This is a genomic window from Tolypothrix sp. VBCCA 56010 (assembly GCF_050875635.1).
Classification (GTDB): domain Bacteria; phylum Cyanobacteriota; class Cyanobacteriia; order Cyanobacteriales; family Nostocaceae; genus Hassallia.
In genome coordinates this window covers 1-19,044 of record NZ_JBPAOH010000068.1, presented here as the reverse complement: position 1 = coordinate 19,044, position 19,044 = coordinate 1, and the positions used below count along the sequence as shown (strand labels likewise).

The 19,044-nt window shown below is 41.3% G+C and carries 25 protein-coding genes and 2 pseudogenes; 9 read left to right on the top strand and 18 right to left on the bottom strand.

All coding sequences use genetic code 11. The features are described from left to right. Positions 1-11 precede the first annotated feature (11 nt). The gene (locus tag AABK37_RS22105) at positions 12-1,283 is read left to right on the top strand and encodes an ABC transporter permease (RefSeq protein WP_432553678.1); all 1,272 of its coding nucleotides are present in this window, start codon (positions 12-14) and stop codon (positions 1,281-1,283) included. Positions 1,284-1,374: 91 nt separating this feature from the next. Beyond that, positions 1,375-2,046, top strand: coding sequence for an ABC transporter ATP-binding protein (locus AABK37_RS22100; RefSeq protein ID WP_432553677.1), 672 nt, complete (start codon positions 1,375-1,377; stop codon positions 2,044-2,046). Positions 2,047-2,120: 74 nt separating this feature from the next. Here the strand turns inward: AABK37_RS22100 and AABK37_RS22095 are convergent. Next, a pseudogene (locus AABK37_RS22095) lies at positions 2,121-2,255 on the bottom strand (glycosyltransferase family 1 protein); the annotation flags it as partial. 129 nt (positions 2,256-2,384) lie between these two features. On the opposite strand from AABK37_RS22095, the gene AABK37_RS22090 reads away from it, so the two are divergent. Beyond that, on the top strand, positions 2,385-2,663 hold the full coding sequence (locus tag AABK37_RS22090) for a hypothetical protein (protein ID WP_432553676.1): 279 nt from the start codon (positions 2,385-2,387) through the stop codon (positions 2,661-2,663). A gap of 667 nt (positions 2,664-3,330) precedes the next feature. On the opposite strand, the gene AABK37_RS22085 is transcribed toward AABK37_RS22090, so the two are convergent. From AABK37_RS22085 to AABK37_RS22070, 4 genes are all read right to left on the bottom strand, one after another. Next, the gene (locus AABK37_RS22085; protein WP_432553675.1) at positions 3,331-4,071 is read right to left on the bottom strand and encodes a phytochelatin synthase family protein; all 741 of its coding nucleotides are present in this window, start codon (positions 4,069-4,071) and stop codon (positions 3,331-3,333) included. Positions 4,072-4,140: 69 nt separating this feature from the next. Continuing rightward, positions 4,141-5,073 carry a glycine betaine ABC transporter substrate-binding protein gene (locus AABK37_RS22080; protein ID WP_432553674.1) on the bottom strand — a complete coding sequence of 311 codons (933 nt, stop codon included), beginning with the start codon at positions 5,071-5,073 and terminating at the stop codon, positions 4,141-4,143. A 1-nt stretch (position 5,074) separates the two neighbouring features. Continuing rightward, positions 5,075-5,707 carry an ABC transporter permease gene (locus AABK37_RS22075; protein ID WP_432553673.1) on the bottom strand — a complete coding sequence of 211 codons (633 nt, stop codon included), beginning with the start codon at positions 5,705-5,707 and terminating at the stop codon, positions 5,075-5,077. Then, positions 5,704-6,465, bottom strand: coding sequence for an ATP-binding cassette domain-containing protein (locus tag AABK37_RS22070; RefSeq protein WP_432553672.1), 762 nt, complete (start codon positions 6,463-6,465; stop codon positions 5,704-5,706). Before AABK37_RS22070 ends, AABK37_RS22075 begins: the two co-directional genes overlap by 4 nt. Positions 6,466-6,620: 155 nt before the next feature. On the opposite strand from AABK37_RS22070, the gene AABK37_RS22065 reads away from it, so the two are divergent. Continuing rightward, complete coding sequence (locus AABK37_RS22065; RefSeq protein WP_432553671.1) at positions 6,621-6,806, top strand: hypothetical protein; 186 nt, start codon at positions 6,621-6,623, stop codon at positions 6,804-6,806. Beyond that, complete coding sequence (locus tag AABK37_RS22060; protein WP_432553670.1) at positions 6,793-7,278, top strand: type II toxin-antitoxin system VapC family toxin; 486 nt, start codon at positions 6,793-6,795, stop codon at positions 7,276-7,278. The genes AABK37_RS22065 and AABK37_RS22060 overlap by 14 nt, the downstream gene beginning before the upstream one ends. On the opposite strand, the pseudogene AABK37_RS22055 reads toward AABK37_RS22060, so the two are convergent. The 10 genes and pseudogenes from AABK37_RS22055 to AABK37_RS22010 all read right to left on the bottom strand — a co-directional run. Further along, a pseudogene (locus AABK37_RS22055) lies at positions 7,264-7,389 on the bottom strand (ATP-binding cassette domain-containing protein); the annotation flags it as partial. The gene AABK37_RS22060 and the pseudogene AABK37_RS22055 sit on opposite strands and share 15 nt — an antisense overlap. Continuing rightward, positions 7,390-7,719, bottom strand: coding sequence for a hypothetical protein (locus tag AABK37_RS22050; protein ID WP_432553669.1), 330 nt, complete (start codon positions 7,717-7,719; stop codon positions 7,390-7,392). Further along, positions 7,713-8,168: a type II toxin-antitoxin system VapC family toxin gene (locus tag AABK37_RS22045; RefSeq protein WP_432553668.1), complete on the bottom strand. Its 456-nt coding sequence runs from the start codon at positions 8,166-8,168 to the stop codon at positions 7,713-7,715. The genes AABK37_RS22050 and AABK37_RS22045 overlap by 7 nt, the downstream gene beginning before the upstream one ends. Further along, a complete protein-coding gene (locus tag AABK37_RS22040; protein WP_432553667.1) occupies positions 8,165-8,440 on the bottom strand; it encodes a hypothetical protein in 276 nt (91 codons plus the stop codon). The genes AABK37_RS22045 and AABK37_RS22040 overlap by 4 nt, the downstream gene beginning before the upstream one ends. Positions 8,441-8,512: 72 nt before the next feature. Beyond that, positions 8,513-10,351 carry a tetratricopeptide repeat protein gene (locus AABK37_RS22035; RefSeq protein ID WP_432553666.1) on the bottom strand — a complete coding sequence of 613 codons (1,839 nt, stop codon included), beginning with the start codon at positions 10,349-10,351 and terminating at the stop codon, positions 8,513-8,515. Between the two features lies 1 nt (position 10,352). After that, on the bottom strand, positions 10,353-10,523 hold the full coding sequence (locus tag AABK37_RS22030; protein WP_432553665.1) for a hypothetical protein: 171 nt from the start codon (positions 10,521-10,523) through the stop codon (positions 10,353-10,355). A 19-nt stretch (positions 10,524-10,542) separates the two neighbouring features. Then, the gene (locus tag AABK37_RS22025; protein ID WP_432553664.1) at positions 10,543-13,656 is read right to left on the bottom strand and encodes a PAS domain S-box protein; all 3,114 of its coding nucleotides are present in this window, start codon (positions 13,654-13,656) and stop codon (positions 10,543-10,545) included. A 394-nt stretch (positions 13,657-14,050) separates the two neighbouring features. Next, on the bottom strand, positions 14,051-14,683 hold the full coding sequence (locus tag AABK37_RS22020) for an exopolysaccharide biosynthesis protein (protein ID WP_432553663.1): 633 nt from the start codon (positions 14,681-14,683) through the stop codon (positions 14,051-14,053). A 110-nt stretch (positions 14,684-14,793) separates the two neighbouring features. Next, complete coding sequence (locus tag AABK37_RS22015; protein WP_432553662.1) at positions 14,794-14,916, bottom strand: hypothetical protein; 123 nt, start codon at positions 14,914-14,916, stop codon at positions 14,794-14,796. Positions 14,917-14,926: 10 nt separating this feature from the next. After that, positions 14,927-15,811 carry a lipid kinase gene (locus AABK37_RS22010; protein ID WP_432553694.1) on the bottom strand — a complete coding sequence of 295 codons (885 nt, stop codon included), beginning with the start codon at positions 15,809-15,811 and terminating at the stop codon, positions 14,927-14,929. 90 nt (positions 15,812-15,901) lie between these two features. On the opposite strand from AABK37_RS22010, the gene AABK37_RS22005 reads away from it, so the two are divergent. Further along, positions 15,902-16,606, top strand: a complete 705-nt coding sequence (locus AABK37_RS22005) for a TIGR02117 family protein (RefSeq protein ID WP_432553661.1) — start codon at positions 15,902-15,904, stop codon at positions 16,604-16,606. Positions 16,607-16,806: 200 nt separating this feature from the next. Next, entirely contained in the window at positions 16,807-17,124 is a 318-nt protein-coding gene (gene trxA / locus AABK37_RS22000; protein WP_432553660.1) for a thioredoxin, read from the top strand. Between the two features lie 3 nt (positions 17,125-17,127). Here trxA and AABK37_RS21995 read toward each other — a convergent pair whose 3' ends face one another. The 3 genes from AABK37_RS21995 to AABK37_RS21985 form a co-directional block, all read right to left on the bottom strand. Continuing rightward, positions 17,128-17,469, bottom strand: coding sequence for a hypothetical protein (locus AABK37_RS21995; protein WP_432553659.1), 342 nt, complete (start codon positions 17,467-17,469; stop codon positions 17,128-17,130). Positions 17,470-17,564: 95 nt separating this feature from the next. Then, positions 17,565-17,834 (bottom strand): hypothetical protein, encoded by a 270-nt coding sequence (locus AABK37_RS21990; protein ID WP_432553658.1) that lies wholly within the window; start codon positions 17,832-17,834, stop codon positions 17,565-17,567. Positions 17,835-17,863: 29 nt separating this feature from the next. Beyond that, positions 17,864-18,085 (bottom strand): hypothetical protein, encoded by a 222-nt coding sequence (locus AABK37_RS21985; RefSeq protein WP_432553657.1) that lies wholly within the window; start codon positions 18,083-18,085, stop codon positions 17,864-17,866. A gap of 65 nt (positions 18,086-18,150) precedes the next feature. On the opposite strand from AABK37_RS21985, the gene AABK37_RS21980 reads away from it, so the two are divergent. Beyond that, positions 18,151-18,525 (top strand): hypothetical protein, encoded by a 375-nt coding sequence (locus AABK37_RS21980; RefSeq protein WP_432553656.1) that lies wholly within the window; start codon positions 18,151-18,153, stop codon positions 18,523-18,525. Positions 18,526-18,867: 342 nt separating this feature from the next. Further along, on the top strand, positions 18,868-19,044 hold a 177-nt coding region (locus tag AABK37_RS21975), incomplete at its 3' end, for a zinc ribbon domain-containing protein (RefSeq protein ID WP_432553693.1).

The following is a 19,044-nucleotide window of genomic DNA, read 5'->3' as shown; positions in this document are numbered from 1 at the left end:
AATATCACAAAATGCTTAAGGTTTTACCTAAACATAAAAGTAGCTCTAGTGTCTCACTGCTAGAAATATTGTCAATGGCGGTGGAGACACTTTGGAGTAACAAATTACGCACCGGATTAACGATGCTGGGGGTAATTATTGGGATTTCCTCGGTAATTGCCATTACATCTGTTGGGCAGGGTGTACAAAAAGGAACCGAGCAACAGATACAAGCGTTGGGTCCAGATGTGCTTTCGGTTTTTTCTGGTGCAGCTAGAAGCGGAAATATCCGTCAAGGAATTGGTTCTAGCAGTACATTAACTTGGGATGATGCAAAGGCGATCGCCCAACAAGCACCATCTGCCCAAATTGTCTCTGCCTACCTACAACGAAATGCACAAATTGTTTATGGAGGTCAGAACAGCTCAACACCAATTTATGGTACAGATTTAAATTACCCACAAGTAAGAGATATCCAGATCCAAAATGGAAGGTTTTTTAATCAAGAAGAACTAGATACTGCTAGAGAAGTTGCTGTTATTGGACCGACAGTTGAGAGTACTTTATTTACCGACGGTGGCGATCCCATAGGCAAGAGAATCCGCATTCAAGGAGAGGCTTATGAAGTGATTGGCGTAACGCAGTCTAAAGGTTCTCAAGGAGGGGTGGATCGAGATGACTTAGTTTTTATGCCTCTTAGTAGTATGTCGGCAAGACTTGTTGGTAACAATGCTTTGTCTGGCGTTTCTGTGAATGGAATTTTAATTAAAGCTGGAAATCAAGAACAGTTAAACGCTGTTCAGTTTCAAGTTACAAATATTTTACGTTTGCGTCACAATATCTATCCGCCGCAAAATGATGATTTTCGGATTACTAACCAAGCTGATATTATTAGCACCTTTACAAATATTGTCGGTTTATTTACAGTGATGGTGGTAGCGATCGCCGGCATTTCATTAGTCGTTGGCGGAATTGGAATTGCCAATATTATGCTGGTTTCTGTTGTCGAAAGAACGCGGGAAATTGGAGTTCGCAAAGCAGTAGGAGCGACAAATTCAGCTATTCTCAATCAATTTTTAGCGGAAGCGATTGTAATTTCTACTGTTGGCGGAGGTATTGGTATCGGAAGTGGAATTTTGATTGCTTTGGTAGCGGCAACTATTTTCAAATTTCCGTTTGTTATTTCTTTCTGGTCAATAATTGTCGGGTTTGGACTATCCTTAACTGTTGGTTTACTCGCGGGAGTGATTCCAGCACGAAGCGCCTCTAAATTAGATCCAATTACCGCTTTACGAAGTGATTAAGATTAATTTTTAGGATAATCCCTCAGTAGGGTGCGTTACGTTCCTAACGCACCCTACAAAAGCTACCAACAACTATCAACAAAAAATCAATATGCCAACTATGATTTGGATGGAATCGATTACTAAAACTTACCATTTAGGAGAAGTTACTGTCCCCATACTTAAGGGAATTCAACTCTCGATTGAAGAAGGGGAATATGTGGCAATTATGGGTGCGTCAGGTTCGGGTAAATCTACGTTGATGAATATTGTCGGTTGTTTGGATCGTCCGACAACTGGAAACTATATTTTTGAAGGTAGAAATTTGACTACTTATGATGATGATGAATTAGCGTATATTCGCAACCAAAGAATCGGTTTTGTTTTCCAACAATTTAACCTTCTGTCGCGTGCAACTGCTTTAGATAATGTTATGTTACCAATGGTTTACGCGAACCTACCAAAGCCACAACGCCGTAAAAGAGCGTTAGAAGCTTTGAAAAGAGTAGGATTAGGCGATCGCATTTCTAACCGTCCCAGCCAACTTTCTGGGGGACAACAACAACGAGTAGCGATCGCGCGTGCTTTAGTTAATAGACCTGCCTTAGTTTTAGCAGATGAACCAACAGGAGCTTTAGATACTGAAACTTCTTATGAGGTAATGAATTTGTTAACAGAACTTAACGAACAAGGTATCACAATTGTGATTGTGACTCATGAACCAGATATCGCTGCCCAAACTAAAAGGATTATCCGAGTTCAGGATGGTTTAATTGTAAGTTAATATTGAAACAAAAACGTTTTATATCATGTCCGGTCAATCAACCATAATTTCCATAAAACCTCACCCCTACCCGTCTCGCGTGGGTCAAAACGTCCCACATATATCACAAGTTTAGTGTCACTTACTATTCCTAACTCAGCTCTGGCTGCTTGTCTATCAATAGAACCAAATTGCTGAATATCTATACCGCAGGGAATAATATCAATGCGTAGACGCAAAGCGGCGAGTCAAGAGACATCGCACAAAAATTTACACCAATTCCTTAAGCACAATTCTATGTAAAAATATTTATAAAATTTTATAAGTAGAAAAATATACTAAAATTTGGAATAAGAAAGGTGATCGCCCTCGCCCAAAAGTCTGCGATCGCCTTTCATTTAACCCCTACAATTAAAGTCAAGTACGATCATGGCACAATTAGAAAAGTTTGCCAAATCACAACAAAAGCAGTAATTACCTACCCAAGGCAACAACCACCCCCTCTGAATCAATCTGACCAAAAGCGATCGCCATTTCAAACATCCTCTAAGAGACTGAGAAGCCCCATCAATAATTCCGAAGTAAATATTATCTCTGCGACCTTCTGTCGGCTGAATTTTTGGCGAGTAGCACTATGACAGTAATTGGAGCAAAGAACAATCCAAGGAAAAACCATAGCCATGCATTGCGACCAGTATTCTGCGCCCACAATGCACAAAACGCTCCAATAAAAAATATCGCAATACCTCCAACTTGCCTAACATCGTCTTCTAGGTTAGAGATTTGATATTTTAAATATTCTAGGTTAGAGATTTCATTCTTTAAACTTGTAACTTGTGACTCTAAGTTTGCAATTTGTGACTCCAGATTATTGGTATTCGGTACATTTTGCTGGGCAATCCAAAAGCTTATTTCTGAATAACTCGTGTGAGTGTTTTTAATTAGGTAAATGCAATCTTCCTCTTTACCCCTGCTAATATAACTTTCCATGACTCTATCTTTATATACAGCTATTAAGAAATAGGGTTCATTATCCTAATGATAACATCCGAATCAGAACATTATACGGAAATTTTAGAGATATTACTTTATACAATAACGGCAAGATAATGATTGGCTCAAAGGAATTGTAGCGAAGTAGTAGGTAGAGCGATCGCTTGACTTCAATATAAAGGCGATCGCATGAATAAACAGGTACTTTTCACTTTGGGTTATGTAGTAAGCGGAGAGAGCGCTTAAGTAACGCTTTTAAGCACTCTCTGCGCTTACTACGAAAATAACATATCTTACGTTTTCTTTTTCAGTTTAAGAACCTTTACTGACAAATACAAATCCCCGTGTTTTACCTGATTCAGAATCAGTTGTTGACATTGCCTTCCACAAATCTGCTGCCCTTACCCACACGGGGGGATATTTGTAGCGCGAAACATCCAAGATTAAAAATCTATCTGTCTGCTCATTATACGCGGCTAAGGGTGAGATATGTCCGCCTTTTTCTTGCCCAATATCTTTACGTAAATAGTTAATTAAAATGAAATTTCCCGGCTGTTTTAAATTCTCTGCTGCTAAAGAGCGAAACTTTTCTAAGCTAGTGTCAGCAGCATGATAAACATTAACTTTTACACCATAACTTGCGAATAATCCACCTATTTGATCTAGAGTCATCCCTTTACGAGAGACAACCTCAGCCGGAATCACTTGTTTAGTTTTTTCATTGCTAAAAAAGTTCTCTTGAGTAAACACTCGATAGGGTTTATATTGCGGTGCTTCTGGTGCGGGGATTCCTAAACTATTTAGCACCATAACAATACTAGCTACCCCACAATATGCTTGATTGTTTTGAGTAATAAACTGGGTGCTGAGAGGGAAAAAATCTTCTCTCGATTTACTGTCAATTAATAACTTTTCTCCTTCATCTGAGTTGAAGGCAATTAAATTAGGTGAAAGAGTTAGAGTTTGAGAAAGAACCGTCCCACTCGCGACACAAAACGAAACAATCCCAGCTTGAACTGATGTTTTGATAAATTTGCGAAAATTGATATTCATAAATTATCTCAGTGAGAAAAAGTTTGTAGTAAGCACTTAAGTGCTTTATTATGAGCACTTCAGTGCTCACTACGAATTGCTAATATTATCTTTAGGCGAAACTAAACCCTTAGATTTGCGAAACTCGCGCACAACGTCTTTGATATCTTGTAATTCACCCTCAACCAGATAATTTAATTGTCGCATTTCATCAGCAGTAATTTTACCAGAAAGTTGAGCGATCGCCTTTTTAACTTCCGGATATTTCTTCAAAATTGCTTGACGCACAATCGGCGCAGCTTCATAAGGAGGAAAATATTGCTTATCATCTTTTAGCACCACCAAACCCAAGCGGGCAATCTGTCCATCGGTGGAATTACCATTTATCATGTCTACTTGTTTTTGCAGCAAAGCCCGATATATTAATCCTAAATCCATCAAGCGGGGAGGTTTAGCAAAGCGGAAATCATAAGTTTTCGCCAAACCGGGAAAACCATCTTCTCTTTCTACAAATTCATAGCCGAAACCACCACGCCATTGCGGTGTATACTCAGCAGCTTGGGAAAGAGTTTGAATATTGTAGCGCTTTGCATCTGCACCGCGAATAATCATCGCAAAAGTGTTTTCAAAACCCAAAGGTTTCATCACTTCTAAATTGAATTGCTGCGCGTAAGCTTGTTTTAATTTCTCATAAACTACTTTTGGATCGTTAATAACTTTTTGCTTCAGGATGCTAGTAAAAGCCGTGCCTGTATACTCAACATACGCATCAATTTTACCAGCAATCAAAGCATTATGTGTCACCAAAGCACTAGTAAATCTGCGACGTTCGACTTTTAAATTAGTTGTCGTTTCAATTTGCTGTGCTAAAAGTTCGCTTAAAATATCTTGTTCGGTGAAGCCTTTAGAAGCAACAACGATATCAACGCCGCTTTGATTATTTGAATTAAGCTGACAACTTGCCAGAGAAATTATTAAAGCAAAAGTTAAAAAGCATAATCTAAAAAATTTTTGAACATTCATGTTAATTTTTAACTTTTAATTTACCTTCTAGCCAACCAATAGCAAAATCTGCAATTAAAGCAATTATCGCTGCTGGAATTGCCCCAGCTAAAATTAAATCATTATTTACAACTGAAATTCCGCGAAAAATTAATTCGCCCAAACCACCAGCGCCAATTGCAGCTGCAATGGTTGCAATCCCAATCGCAATCACCGTCGCTACCCGCACACCCGCAAGAATCACTTGCATTGCCAAGGGAATCTCAACTTGCAGCAACAATTGTGTATCTGTCATTCCCATACCTCGCCCAGCTTCCCGAATAGCTGGATCGACATTAGTAATACCAGTATAAGTGTTGCGGATGATGGGTAGGAATGAATATAAAGTAAGTGCAACAATTGCGGGAGTTGCACCAATTCCGCCAATGAATGGCACGGGAATAAGTAAGCCAAATAGCGCCAAACTAGGAATAGTCTGCAGAATATTTGCAATAATAAGAATTGGTTGGCGCAAGCTAGTTATGCGGGTAATCAAAATGCCTAAAGGAATGCCTATAAGTATGGCAATTACAATTGCAATGCTTACCAAAAATAAATGTTCTAGCGTATGTTGAAGGATTTCTGGAGTGTATTTGATGAGAAAGAAATTGTTCATATGTCTTGAATTTCGGTTTGACGCAGACATTCTAGAAAGGCAAGGGCTTCTGGATGAGGCGATCGCCTAAATTCTGCCGGCGTATCCAATACTATCAATTCTCCGCCATACATTAAACCAATTCTCGATGCTAAAACAAAAGCTTCTTGAATATCGTGCGTGACAAAAACAACCGTTTTGCCTAATTCTTGCTGTAATCTTCTAAACTCTTGTTGCAATTCTAAACGTGTAATTGGATCGAGTGCCCCAAAGGGTTCATCCATCATTAAAACGGGCGGATCGGCTGCTAGCGCCCTCGCCACGCCTACCCTTTGTCTTTGCCCTCCCGAAAGTTGATGAGGATATCTTTGGGCGAATTGTTCGGGATTTAAACCGACTAGTTGCAACAATTCATAAACTCGCGTTTTAATTTGTTTCGGTTTCCAACCTTCCAAAGAAGGAACTAAACCCACATTGCGTTCAACAGTGAAATGGGGAAATAAACCAGTTTCTTGAATTACATAACCAATTTTGCGCCGCAGTTTAATTTCATTCCATTGAGTTGTTGGAATGCCATCAAATAAAACTTCGCCTTGTGTAGGAATAAATAGGCGATTAATTAATTTCATTGTCGTAGTTTTGCCACTTCCACTGCGTCCAAGTAATATCAGTGCTTCTCCTTGGTGGATGGTGAAGTTGAGATTTGATACTAAAGGACGATTATTGCGGCTAAAGGTGACATTGCGGAATTCGACAGCGATTTGGTTATTTTGCGGCATGGGTGAGTTCAAGCTGGTTTTATGTAATTATGTGCTAATTTTGGGCATGATACGCGATTCGTGCCTCCTAGAACAGTAAAATAGACCAATGAACAGATAAACTCGGCATTATAGAGTTTAAAATAACTAAGAAACACAAAGCAAGGTTTGTAAGCGTGAAAGGCTATATCAAAGGCAAAACAATAATTTTAGATGATACTTTACCAGAGAACCTCACTGAAGGGGAAGAGGTTGAGGTGATTATCATCCCTACAACGAAGAATAAATATAATTTTCCTACGTTCAAATTGGGGGTAAAAGATAAATCTTTAAAAAGAGAAATGATTTATGAGCGTGATTAGGGTCTTTTTTGACACTAATGTTTTGGTTTATGCCCATGATGAATCATCACGTTTTCACACGGAATCCGCTACGCTTTTAAATTTGATTTTAGAAGCAAACAACATTCGGGGTGTTATTGCCGAGCAAAATTTAGTTGAATTGTACAGAATTATCACCAATGCATCGGCAATGACGCTTAACCCTCTAGCACCAATGGATGCAAGAAATTTAATACAGCAAACATATCTGAATGGAAGTTTTGAAATAGTTTATCCAACGATTGAGAGTTTAAACAAAACTTTCGATTTGGCAGCTCAAAGAAATGCTATGTCTGCCAGAATATTTGATATAAGGCTTGCCTGCCTAGTTCTAGATGCCAAGATAGATTACTTCGCAACACATAACATAAAAGATTTTCAGAGTATCAATGGTCTTTGTCCATTGACACCAAGAGAAATTTTAATGGCGATTACAAACACTGCGTCCAAGTAATACCAGTGCTTCTCCTTGGCGGATGGTGAAGTTAAAATTTGAAACTAATGGACGATTATTGCGGCTAAAGGTGACATTGCGGAATTCGATAGCGATTTGGTTATTTTGCATCTATTTGACTGCTAATGTAGGAAAGCTAGACTCAAAAACATATTCAATATCGTCACAATGCAAGACAAACTCCCAACGATTTGACTCTAACTCATAAGAATCAAAGCCAATAATATCCCAAGGAAGATTCAAATCTGTGTGTTCGTCAGGGTTTGGGTCTACAGATAAAGAAGTGATTTTATAATCATAAAATTCAGCACTAAAAGTAGAATTTAAATCGCACCAAGGTGCAATTGTCAATAATAATTTATCTTGAGTTAATGCAAACTCAACTACAGCATGAGTGAAGTTCCGTCCTTGAAACATGAACTCTTCAATTTTAGTTAACATAAAAGTTTACTGCGGTAAAAACACGCGCTCAAATGGTTGGCGACGATAAATGTCGAAGTCTTTATCAAGAGTAGCGATCGCCTATGGCGGGCGCTTTGCGCCATCGCACTAATATTCAAACGTTCAGAAACCGCGACTAATGACAAATCGGCAAAATCTCCTGGTAAACTAGCGTACTGAGAATTGAGTTCGGCGATACGTGCAAAATCTTCTACTGATAAATGTTCACATTTGTATACCTCAGTTGCCAGATGTGATAAAAAGACATTTTGTACCCGCGAATTAGGCGCAAGAAAATACATTACCTCAGTAATGCATCCTACTGTAGTTATGAGCTCACTAGTACAACTGGTGAAAAAATCAAGTACTTGAACATGATACCTATCTGCTGAATTGTAAAAAGCTATCATCACAGAACTATCGACAAGAATAACAGGGTAATAAGTCATACTTCTTGCTTCTGCTGGCTTTGTTCATACCGTTTCTGGAAATACTCAGCAAGATACTTATACCGTGCATCTCGATCGGATAAATCGCTCGGACCTTGCAATAAATGTTCAGGATACCCACCCATCCGTTCTAAAACGGTTTTACGCGGCTGTAAGCTTTGCCAATATTCATGCAATAGGTGTTTTATCAATTCACTACTTGTTGTTTTTTCCTGGGCGAGAATCTCCACTAAATACTTCTCGGCTTCGTCATCTAAGTTCACATTTAGCATAAAAATTCCTGCCTTGAAATTAGTAAAAAGTTATCTATTGGCATTGACAATTGTTGCATTCTCTGCAATTAACTACATACTTTGCTTGTATTCTTCTAACAGTTGCGGTATGTAATCATATCCATCTACGCCAATTACAGCGATGATTTTTGGGCGATGTTGTTGCAATGCACCGCTGAAAGCTTCCGCACCCATTTGTCCTTGCAAAATTGTCAGTAACGCGGCTGGTTTTCGCCACTCTCGCGAAGCAATTTGATTGAGCAAATACATTCCCAAACAACCTGTGTAAATTGCTCTGGTAAAATTTGCCATGCTATAATTTGCTTCGGCTAAATTAGCTAAATTTAAACCTTGCAAATATAAATCACCGGATGTTTGCGCTGTGTTAAAACCGTCTTCTAAATGTTTGATGGCGATTTGCGGTTGTTCTGTTACTAAGTAGGCAATTCCTAAGCTGCTGACACACAATGCTTTACTTTGAATATCGCCTAATTGTTCTGATAACTTTAAGCCTTGTTGTAAATAGTTAATTGCCATTTCATACGTTTCTGGTTCAATTTGTTTGAGCTGCTGCGCTTGCATAACTTCGCTGTAGCCTAAATTTACCAGTGCGTTTGCTTCTCCTGTTCTGTCTCCTGCTTGTCTGCTGAGTATCAATGCCCGTTGACTGTTGTTAATCGCCTCAGTATAATTCTCAGTGGCAACGTAAGTACGGCTGAGATGGTTGAGATTGGCAATTTCACAAGGGCGATCGCCTGCATTTCTGGCTATCTGCAATGCCTCTTGATGAAACTGTATCGAGCGATCGTATTGTCCCATTGCTCGCTGTGAATACCCTAAAAGCGTCAAAATCCGCGCTTTTTCCTGGGTTCCCTCCGCCTGTCGCAGCGGTTCATCTAAATAATCTAAAGCATCTCGCAAATAACTTCCCGAAAATGAAGCGAAAATTCCGCCGTATAACGGAAAATACGGACGTTGGGCAAAGTTTCGCAAAATTTGTAACAACACTTGCGAAGAAGCATTGCTGTAACGGGTTATACTAGCAAAAGCATTTGCTAACTGATTCCAAATCGCGGCAAATGTCAAGAAAGTCGAAATAGATAACTTTGAACCAGCTTTGACGTTATAAGCTTGTTGGTCAAACCAGTTAACTAACCCGCGTTGCAAGTACTGCAAAACCACTGTTAATTCCACCCAGTCGCTATCAGTAATAAAGCGTTGCTGTTGAGCAAATTCGCTTAAAGACGCATCCATTGCCAGCGTGTGAAACAGTGCTTGAATTAAAGGGCTATTAACTGTCTTTTCCCAACTTGCCCAAGGACCGTTTTCACCAGGTACACCACCAAATCCGATTGATGAGCGGTTTTGGTCATACATCCAGCCCAACAAATTGTCAGAAAGTCGTTGCCAAGATGTTAAACCACGGGTGATACCTTCTGAGAGTTGGAGAATTTCTTGATTTTCAGGTACCTGCTGTAAAGATTTTGCTAATTGTCCGAGTTGTTGTAAATTTAGGGGATACTTTCGGTTCGGGTCAATGACGCGCAATAATGCCGCAAGCCGATCGCCTGTATCTTTACTAATTTCTTGCACTGCGGAGGCGATCGCATTGTTAGCTTTATTTTGCTCTTGCGTGCGTTGCCATTGATTTTCAATCGTCTTGATTGCTCTTAAGCTGCGTGTAGCTTTCGCTTTTTTCAGTTCATCTTTTTCTGAGTCTACCAAGCTTTGGGCGGCAGCGAGGCGATCGCTCAAAGCTAACTCAAAAACTTCCCCCGTCCCCGAACTCACCCCCTTGAGCAACATTTGATAAACTTGCTCAACAGAGCTAATCTTACCCTTGAGGGTAGTTTGCACAATTTCGTCGATTAAGGCTAGATAGCGATCGCGCAATGGCAGAGAATCTGACACTTTAGCTAATAGAAAACGTTACGTTAATTCTCATTCTAGTCATTGTTGGGTAATGGGGCATCGGGCATTGGGAATGGGGCATCGGGCGGGCATTGGGAATTAAACAAGTTCGGTGATGCGCTTTTTCGGTGAATAAATACGATTCTTTCCATGCCCCATGCCCATTGCCCATTGCCCCATGCCCATTCCCATCAAGTCCGTCCGGCAAGATTTGCTACCACTGCCGCTAATTCGGCTTGATTGACTGGTTTGGGGACGTGTAGCTGAAAGCCTGCTAAAAGCGCCTGCGTGCGGTCTTCTGCCCTAGCATAAGCTGTCAGGGCTACGGCGGGAATCCGTCTGAGTTGCTCTTGTTCAAGCGCTCTGAGTTGACGAATTAGGGCGTAACCATTTTCTCCTGGCATCCCGATATCGCTTACTAAGACATCAGGTTGAAATGCTTGCAAGGCAACAAGTGCTTCAATAGCAGATGCAGCTGCTCTTACTTGTACTCCTAATGGTTCTAGCATTGCGGCGATTAACTCGCGGGCATCAACTTCATCATCGACGACAAGCACCCGCAAGCCTTCAAGAATTGGCAAACAATTTTCAGCTACTTTATTCGCCTCGGTGGGTGATAATTGCTCTGGTGTAATTGGTTTGAGCGCGGGTTTTAGCGGTAGAGTAACAATAAAGGTTGCTCCCTGTCCAATTCCGGGACTTTCGGCACGGACTGTGCCACCATGCAATTCTACCAAATGACGGACGATCGCCAGTCCTAATCCGAGTCCACCATGCGATCGCGTGCTAGAACTATCTGCCTGACGGAAACGCTCAAATACATAAGGCAAGAATTCGGCAGCAATTCCCTCTCCGGTATCTCTCACCCGAATTTGTACATGTGAATCAATCGGCACTAGTTGCACATCCACTCTTCCACCGTGGGGTGTGAATTTGATGGCGTTAGAAACCAAATTCCAGACAATTTGTTGCAAGCGGTTGGCATCGCCTAAAACTAATGCTACTGATGAATCGGATATACTTTCCAGGCGAATTTCTTTAGCTTCAGCTGCTGGACGCACAGTATCAAGTGCTGCTTCCACAACTGTTATCAGTTGTACTGGAGTGATTTTCAGATTCAGTTTACCAGTAATAATCCGCGATACGTCCAAAACATCTTCAATTAATACTTTCAAGGTTTTGGTATTGCGGTTAATTGTTTCTAGCGCACGAGCCGTGGTAGTTTCATCAAACTTGCGGGTAGTTAGTAGTTGAGTCCAGCCAAACATTGCATTTAGGGGAGTACGCAGTTCATGAGAAAGTGTAGCTAAAAACTCGTCTTTCAAGCGGTTTGCTGCTTCTGCCTCGGTACGTGCGGCTTTTTCTCGAAGTAGCAGTTGTTCGCGTTCTTGTTCTGCTTTCTTGCGATCGCTAATATCGCTAATTAAGCCAACAAATCCTTCTACCGCATTTTCTTCGTTCAACTGGGGAACGTAAGAAACTTCAAAATAACGGCTTATGCCATCTTTGTCGAGTGCGTTAATTTCATAAGTGACTTGTTCTCCCGATAATACTGCTTCTATATAAGGACGAACTGACTTATAAACTGACTCGTCCATAAATTCTCGCATGTGCTTACCATAAATTTCTGAAGCCGGAACTCCAAACCATTCTTCATATTTCTTATTATTAAATCGATAGCGTTGTTCGGCATCGACATAGGAAATAAAAACGGGTACAGCATTTGTAATCAAGCGCAGTTGATTTTCTCGTTGACGCAGCGCTTGTTGTGTTCGTTTGCGTTCGCTTAAATCTAGAGAAAATACTATTGTTTGTTCAATGCCGTTAGATTCCTCCAACAATGCACCACCGAGAAGAATCGGGACACGTCTACCATCTTTGTGTATATATTCTTTCTCAAAGGGTGTGGTAACTCCATGCGTTCTTGCTTCTTCTGATGCTTGCACCTCCAAATCGTGGTATTCTGGGGGTGTCATTTCATCCCAGCGTATTTCCCTTTTTGCCAGTTCTTCACGCGTGTAGCCCACCATATTCAAAAAATAATCGTTGGCGTAGCTTATCCCCCCGTTAAAGTCGCCGATCGCCACTCCAAAAATATTCGATTCTACTAGATGCCGAAAACGCTTCTCGCTTTCAAGCAATGCTATTTCCGCTTGTTTGCGTTCTGTGATATCTCGCTGAGTTCCCCATGCTCTCATTAATATGCCATTTTCAACAATTCCGACAAGATTATTCACGAAGTACTTGGAATTACCATATTTATCTACTTCATGAGATTCTGCGTCAACTAGTCGGTAGCCAGAACGAATAAAACTACGCAGATATTCTATATTATGGGGATCGCAGGCAACGAAAAAGTCTCCTAACCTTGTGCCAACAACTTCTTCGGCACAAGAAAAGCCATACATCTGTGCCATGACATGGTTACATTCTGCTAAGTAAGCATATTGATAAAAATGCTGAATTTGCTCATCTTCTGATAACTCAAGCGAAATTGGCTTTTCTATTTCAAAGCGCCAAATAGCTTCTGAACTTTGTTCGACAAAAACGCGGTAACGTTCTTCGCTTGTTTTTCGGGCATTTTCTGCGTGTTTATATTCAGTTAAATCTAGTACAAAACTTATCACATGTGAATTATTTTCTAAGGTTGCAGAACCTAGTAAAATTGGAACGCGGCTATTATCTTTGCGGATGTATTCTTTTTCTACATGAGCGTGTACGCCTTTTATTTTCAGTTCGGCAATAGAGCGATCGCTTACCTCAATATATTCCGGTGGTGTTATATCCCGCCAGCGCACTCGTCCAGACACTAAATCCTCATGCGTATAACCTACCATCTTTAAAAAGGCATCGTTAGCCTCGGCGATCGCCCCATCTGTATCAGTGACAATTACACCAATGATGTTAGACTCAACCAAGCGTCTAAAGCGTGACTCGCTGTTTTGTAATGAATGCAAACTCACCTCTAGCTGCTTTTTGGCTGTGCGTAACTTTGAGAACAGCGAACTAATTAGTATTGTCACCAGCAAGAATACACTTAGCTGCACCACAGTCTCAAAGCTACCAACTAATAGCTGAAGGGATGGTTTAATTAAAAAGTAACCGATCGCTAAAGTAGACAAAGCGCTAGCCAGCATTCCCGGCTTTAACCCACCATACCAGACACTAACCGTCACAGCAGCAAAAAACAATGGAGAAATCAGCGGTGTCAGTAGTGGGTATAGCAAGAGTGTCAGCAGCCATGCGCTACCAACAGCCAGCACCGCGACAATATAAGGTGCAAGATGCGATCGTATTGCTTTCATTGCAAATGAATTCTCCTTTGGGGCAGCTGGCTGAAAGGAATGTTACTGAAAGTACTTAGATAACCGTTTACTCATTAGATATTATGCATCCGCATAATCTCCACTGAGTATTTATATTTTACACATCTATCTCAAGTAGGAAAAAATATAATTAATTAAGATTGGCTGATATTCCTTCACCACCAACCCTCAGCTTGTGGCAGAGTTTTTTTATTGTAAATCACAATTTATACCATGCCCGCCTTGTAGAGACGTTAAGTTGTAGAAAGTTTCTACAATCGAAAAGACTTTTTTGAGATTTATCCTGATTCAGCCATAGCTGTGACGGATAAAGGAATGGTAGATGCACCCTAATTAAATTACTGCCCTCGGTTTCTGGCTGAGGGCATTTTTATTATTTAAATATGGTGGGTAGTAAACTGGGAGCCATCCACACTGCATAAGCGATGAATGCAAATAGTAAGGTAGTTAAAGCAGTAAAAATATAGCTGACACACATCAACAAACCATCAGATTCTATACTGGCGACTGCTAATAGCAAGATTCCGACGGTGGGGATAGGATTGGTGAGGGGAACAGGTGAAATTAACAATATTGCCAACCAAGAGATACAAAGCCCGTTTAATCGCCAAGTTAAAGGATTTTCGGCTATTTTCACCAACCTGGGGCGAGTGATTTTCTCTAAGATTTTAGTGACTCGCCGCAGATTTTGCAAAAGTGTCTGAGCAAAAAGGCGAGGAAATTTGTAATTGGCGATTTTTTTTGGTAGCCAAGGCTGGCGTCTGCCTAAAACCATCTGTACAGACAATAGCAAACAAGCACCACCAAAAGGACCCGTGAATCCAGGTGGCATGGGAAACAAAAAGGGTAAAACTAATAATGCGATCGTCAAACTAAAACCGCGTTGGGAGGTTTCTGCCAAAATATCCCCCAAAGTCAGCGGCTGTTGCGCTAACCTTTGCAAAAGTAACTTAATATCTTGAGAAAATCTCAAATGTATTTGGCTTGATTTGATGTGACTTGCCACAATACCCTGCTTTAATTTAATTAAAACAATTTCATTAGTTATAAATGCAATTACAATTCAGGATATTTCATTAAACCTCAAATTTTCATCTATCGCAAGCATAACTTCAATTAAAAAATATGGTAATTGGGCATTGGGCATTGGGAATTGGGCAATGGGCTTCTCTCCTTGTCTCCTTGTCTCCCCATCACCCCCTCCCCCCCCTCCCACTCTCCCCCTCCCCCACTCCCCATTACCCAATCCTCATAACTTTTTGCTTGGCGGCATCAAAACAGATAATGCCTGAGGGATAACGCGGAAGTGGGCAGGGGTGTAAGTTGTGATTTCACCATCGGTATTGATGGGACGCGGCTTACGCGTATACACTTCAAATTCTTGACCATTGAGGGTGCGGACATTCCGCGAATTATCGTGTCGCCCTTGTCGCATAGCGGGCAATAAGAAAATAGTTTGCCACCAGTGCCGAATCTCCAAACTGTAGAGGTCTAGCCTTTGATCTTCGATTGAGGCATCCTCAGCCACCGTCATCCCACCACCGTAATAACGACCGTTACCCACGGCAATTTGCACTGTTTTCACTTTTATCGATTCGCCGTTGAGACGAATCTCTGCACTAAAAGGTCGAGATTCCCAAATTACTCGCAATGCGGTAGCTGCGTAAGCAAACACTCCCCATCGACGCTTGACTTCTTTGGTAAGTCGCTGAGTAATTTTTACACTCAGCCCCAGACTGGCAACGTTGAAAAAATGCTTGCCGTTTACACACCCCAGGTCGATGCGTCGCACTTCACCATGAGCGATAATGTCACAAGCTTCGGTTAGAGAGTTAGGAATTCCTAAAGTTCTTGCTAGGTCGTTGGCAGTTCCCAAAGGCAAGATTCCCAAAGGCAACTGGCTAGTTACTAAAGCATCTACTGCGGCGTTTAAGGTGCCATCGCCACCACCAACGATCGCCAAGTCAACTTCATGTTGGTGTCGCTGGATAACTTCCGGTATTTGTTCGGCATTTTCTGTAGACTCCTCCAGCAAATCAAAACCGAGTTTTTTCAGATAATCGATTGCTTCGGACAGATTATTTTGTCCTTGGCGGGCATGAGGATTTACTAACAACAGTGCGCGGGGACTCATCTGTCTAATTGTTTGTAGTTTATATCTAGAATTATCCACTTTTCCCATTCACTTGGTTGAAATTTTCTACCAAACCGTGCTGGGGCTGTTATGAAATATATTCAAAATCTGAGTTTACCCCGCTTATTATACCGTTATTTTCCTCATTGTTTCGCTGCTATCTTTTTTTGTTTAGCTTTCCTATGTTGCGGTGTTTTGATACCTGCTAAATGGGGTAATCACTCAAAACATGATTGCGAAATAAAAATTTGTGTTTCTAATACTGGTATTCACTCTAATATTATAGTGCCAGTTGAAAGTCGTGTTTTTGATTGGCATAAATATTTATCTCTAGATGAAATTGGTATAGATAATGCTAAAAATTATAATTATTTGAGTTTCGGTTGGGGCGATCGCGATTTTTATATGTCAACTCCTTCTTTGATAAATCTCAAACTTTATACTACCTTCAAAGCTCTATTTCTTCCCACTCCTTCTGTAATGTACGTTAAAGGCTACCAAATAATACCCAATTATTTAGAGGTTAAATGTATTAAAATTAATCAAAACGATTATTTGCATTTAATAAATTTTATTGAATCTAGTTTTCAACTTGATGTTAATGGCACTTCAATTCGTTTAGGTAACGGTCACACTGATAATGCTGGATTTTATGCGGCAAAAGGCAGTTACTCGATATTGAGAAATTGTAATTCTTGGACAGCCGAAGGTTTAAGAAAAGCTGATATAAATACTCCTCTTTGGACTGGACTTTCATCGGCAATTATGTTACATTTCCAAAGCAACTGTAAATAATTATGTATTTTTGGGGCTAATGCACAGAAAAGTCTGATATTTCCTTAGCTGTGGTTACAAGGCTGTGGCTGGAAACGAGCTAATAAGTGCAAGAAGTCTAATGCACTCCAAAAAGCAGCAATAAAAGCAAAAAGATGTTACACCGATTTCAATGGGCAAGAACTACCATTAAAATCAAACAGTAAAAACTGGTGTGTTATATGTCAACGAAAAAGCAATTCAATAGCTTTGAAGAGATGCTGTCAGGTTCTGATTTACCCGTGTTGGTAGATTTTTATGCTGACTGGTGCGGTCCATGTCAAATGATGGTGCCGATTTTAGAGCAAGTCAATGCTCAACTCACCGGAAAGATGAAAATCGTCAAAATTGATACGGAAAAATACCCGCAGTTAGCGAGTGCGTATGAAATTTCGGCTCTACCGACGTTAGTACTATTTAAAAAGGGTAAGCCTGTCGATCGCATTGAGGGTGCAATGGGCGCACCGCAATTAGTTCAGCATCTACAAACTATGCTTTAATAATTATGGGTAATTGGTGAGCCAGTGCGTTGGGGAGGACACCTGCACAGTCAGGGCAATGCCCGACTTGAGCAGCGTGTCCGCCATCGCCAGTGCCGTGGTGAGGCAGCGCGGTGAGACCAGCCCCCGACGGGCGCGGTAAGCGAGCGATCGATGGGGGACTGGCTCTCCCGTTGGGTCTTGGGGAGCCACCTTTGTGCGCGGGTTTTGGAGGCTATATTGAGTAATCACTCGATTTAAACCAATTGCACCAATCATAGAGACGTTTTTCCCACGTTGGTGTGGGCGATCGCCATGTGCTCTTTGACATGACGGCGCACGGGCACTCATGCCGCACCAATGCAAGATTTACCCCCGACTCAGAGTTTGAAAATCATGTATGAATGCGCTTGATGCCTTGAATCAGTTGCCAGAACTCGAAGCGTTGCTGTTGAACCCGCTCACTTTCTTTTTGCGTAGGATGCAGGTTTTTTTTTGACGGTCAGGTTCAGCTTTTGTAACATCCTGCCTACAGTTGAGCGACGGATACTGACTTGTGTTTGTTGTTTGAGTTGGGATCGAAGTTCATCCAATGTTGAATCACTCGCCGCTTCTACAATTTGTTTGAGAACGGTTAATTGCTCTGTGTTGAGCTTAGTGGGGGCTTGTTCTGTCCGCACTTTGGGCGTAATCACTCCAGTGTCTCGATGTTGTTTGAGTAATTTCTCCACAAAACTCAACGCAACTCGAAATTGCTTGGCTAACTGACGTTGAGAAATATTACCTTCAGCGTAGACATCAATGATTTTTTGGCGTAGGTCAAAGTGAGTAGGCTTTCATTTCTGCGCTCATTGAAGTGAACTATCGATGTCAAATTCAAAAAAGGATGTTTTGCGATCGCACACAAGATAAACCCATAACCCTCAGATGGGCTGACATGATTCTTTGCGGTGCGGTTGAAAAAGCTGGATTGAGTGCTCACGGATTGCCTCACTCACAGCACCCTTGAGGAGTTTTATCACCAAGCTGCACCAAAACTGCACAGACTTGTACACAATCAAAAAAATTACTCCTCACAAGGATGGAAAAGCTTTGGAACGTTATGTGGAAATCGAAGCGCGATCGTCCGTCGCACAGCCTATAAGTTTTTTTTCAAAAAACTTCTCCCTTGTTCCTTTGGAACAAGGCAATTGTGCGAAGCACAATTGGGCTGTAGGACGCGCTACGCGATCGCGTCAAGGGGGCTATAGCAAACTTGTGATAAATGATTTGTTTTTAGAGATTGAAGATTTTTACTTCTTACTGCAAACGGGTAAATTTGACGAACCCCTGCTACTTGCAGCCCAGCTACAAAATCTGACAGATACAGCTTGGGAACAAGTTGAGGAACTGTATCAGCCTGCAATTCGTATTCAGGGGTGAGGTTATAGTAGTAGCCTCACAAGAAACCAACACGACGAAAGCGTTCCGTTCGCCTCAGGTAACAAAGAAGGCGTGTTGGGAGTGGTGTCGTGAACACCTTTATACGCGAGTACGCTTTTTGAGGATAGTGTCATTTTGAGGGCGATTAAAAATTGTTGTGGTTGTTGCCGCGAATTTCAGCGCCCTCAAAATGCCCCTACATCCTCAAAACGGGGCGTGTTCTTGAGATGAAAACTCAACAACTGCCACAATCGGATTGGAAGGTGATGATTCATCTAGCCCACCCAGCATATATTAGTTGGGAAGAGTTTCAATCAAATCAACAGCAGTTGACACTCAATCATGGGGCGGTTATGGCTGATGGTCGTCAAGGTTCTGCACGAGAAGGATGCGCTCTTCGGAGCGGGTTTAGTGATTTGTGGCAAGTGTGGACGGCGCATGAGTCCTCGTTATCACGGCACAGGAGGTAAAAGAACTACCTATCAATGCGACCAGTTGCGACAGCAGGATGGAGTACAC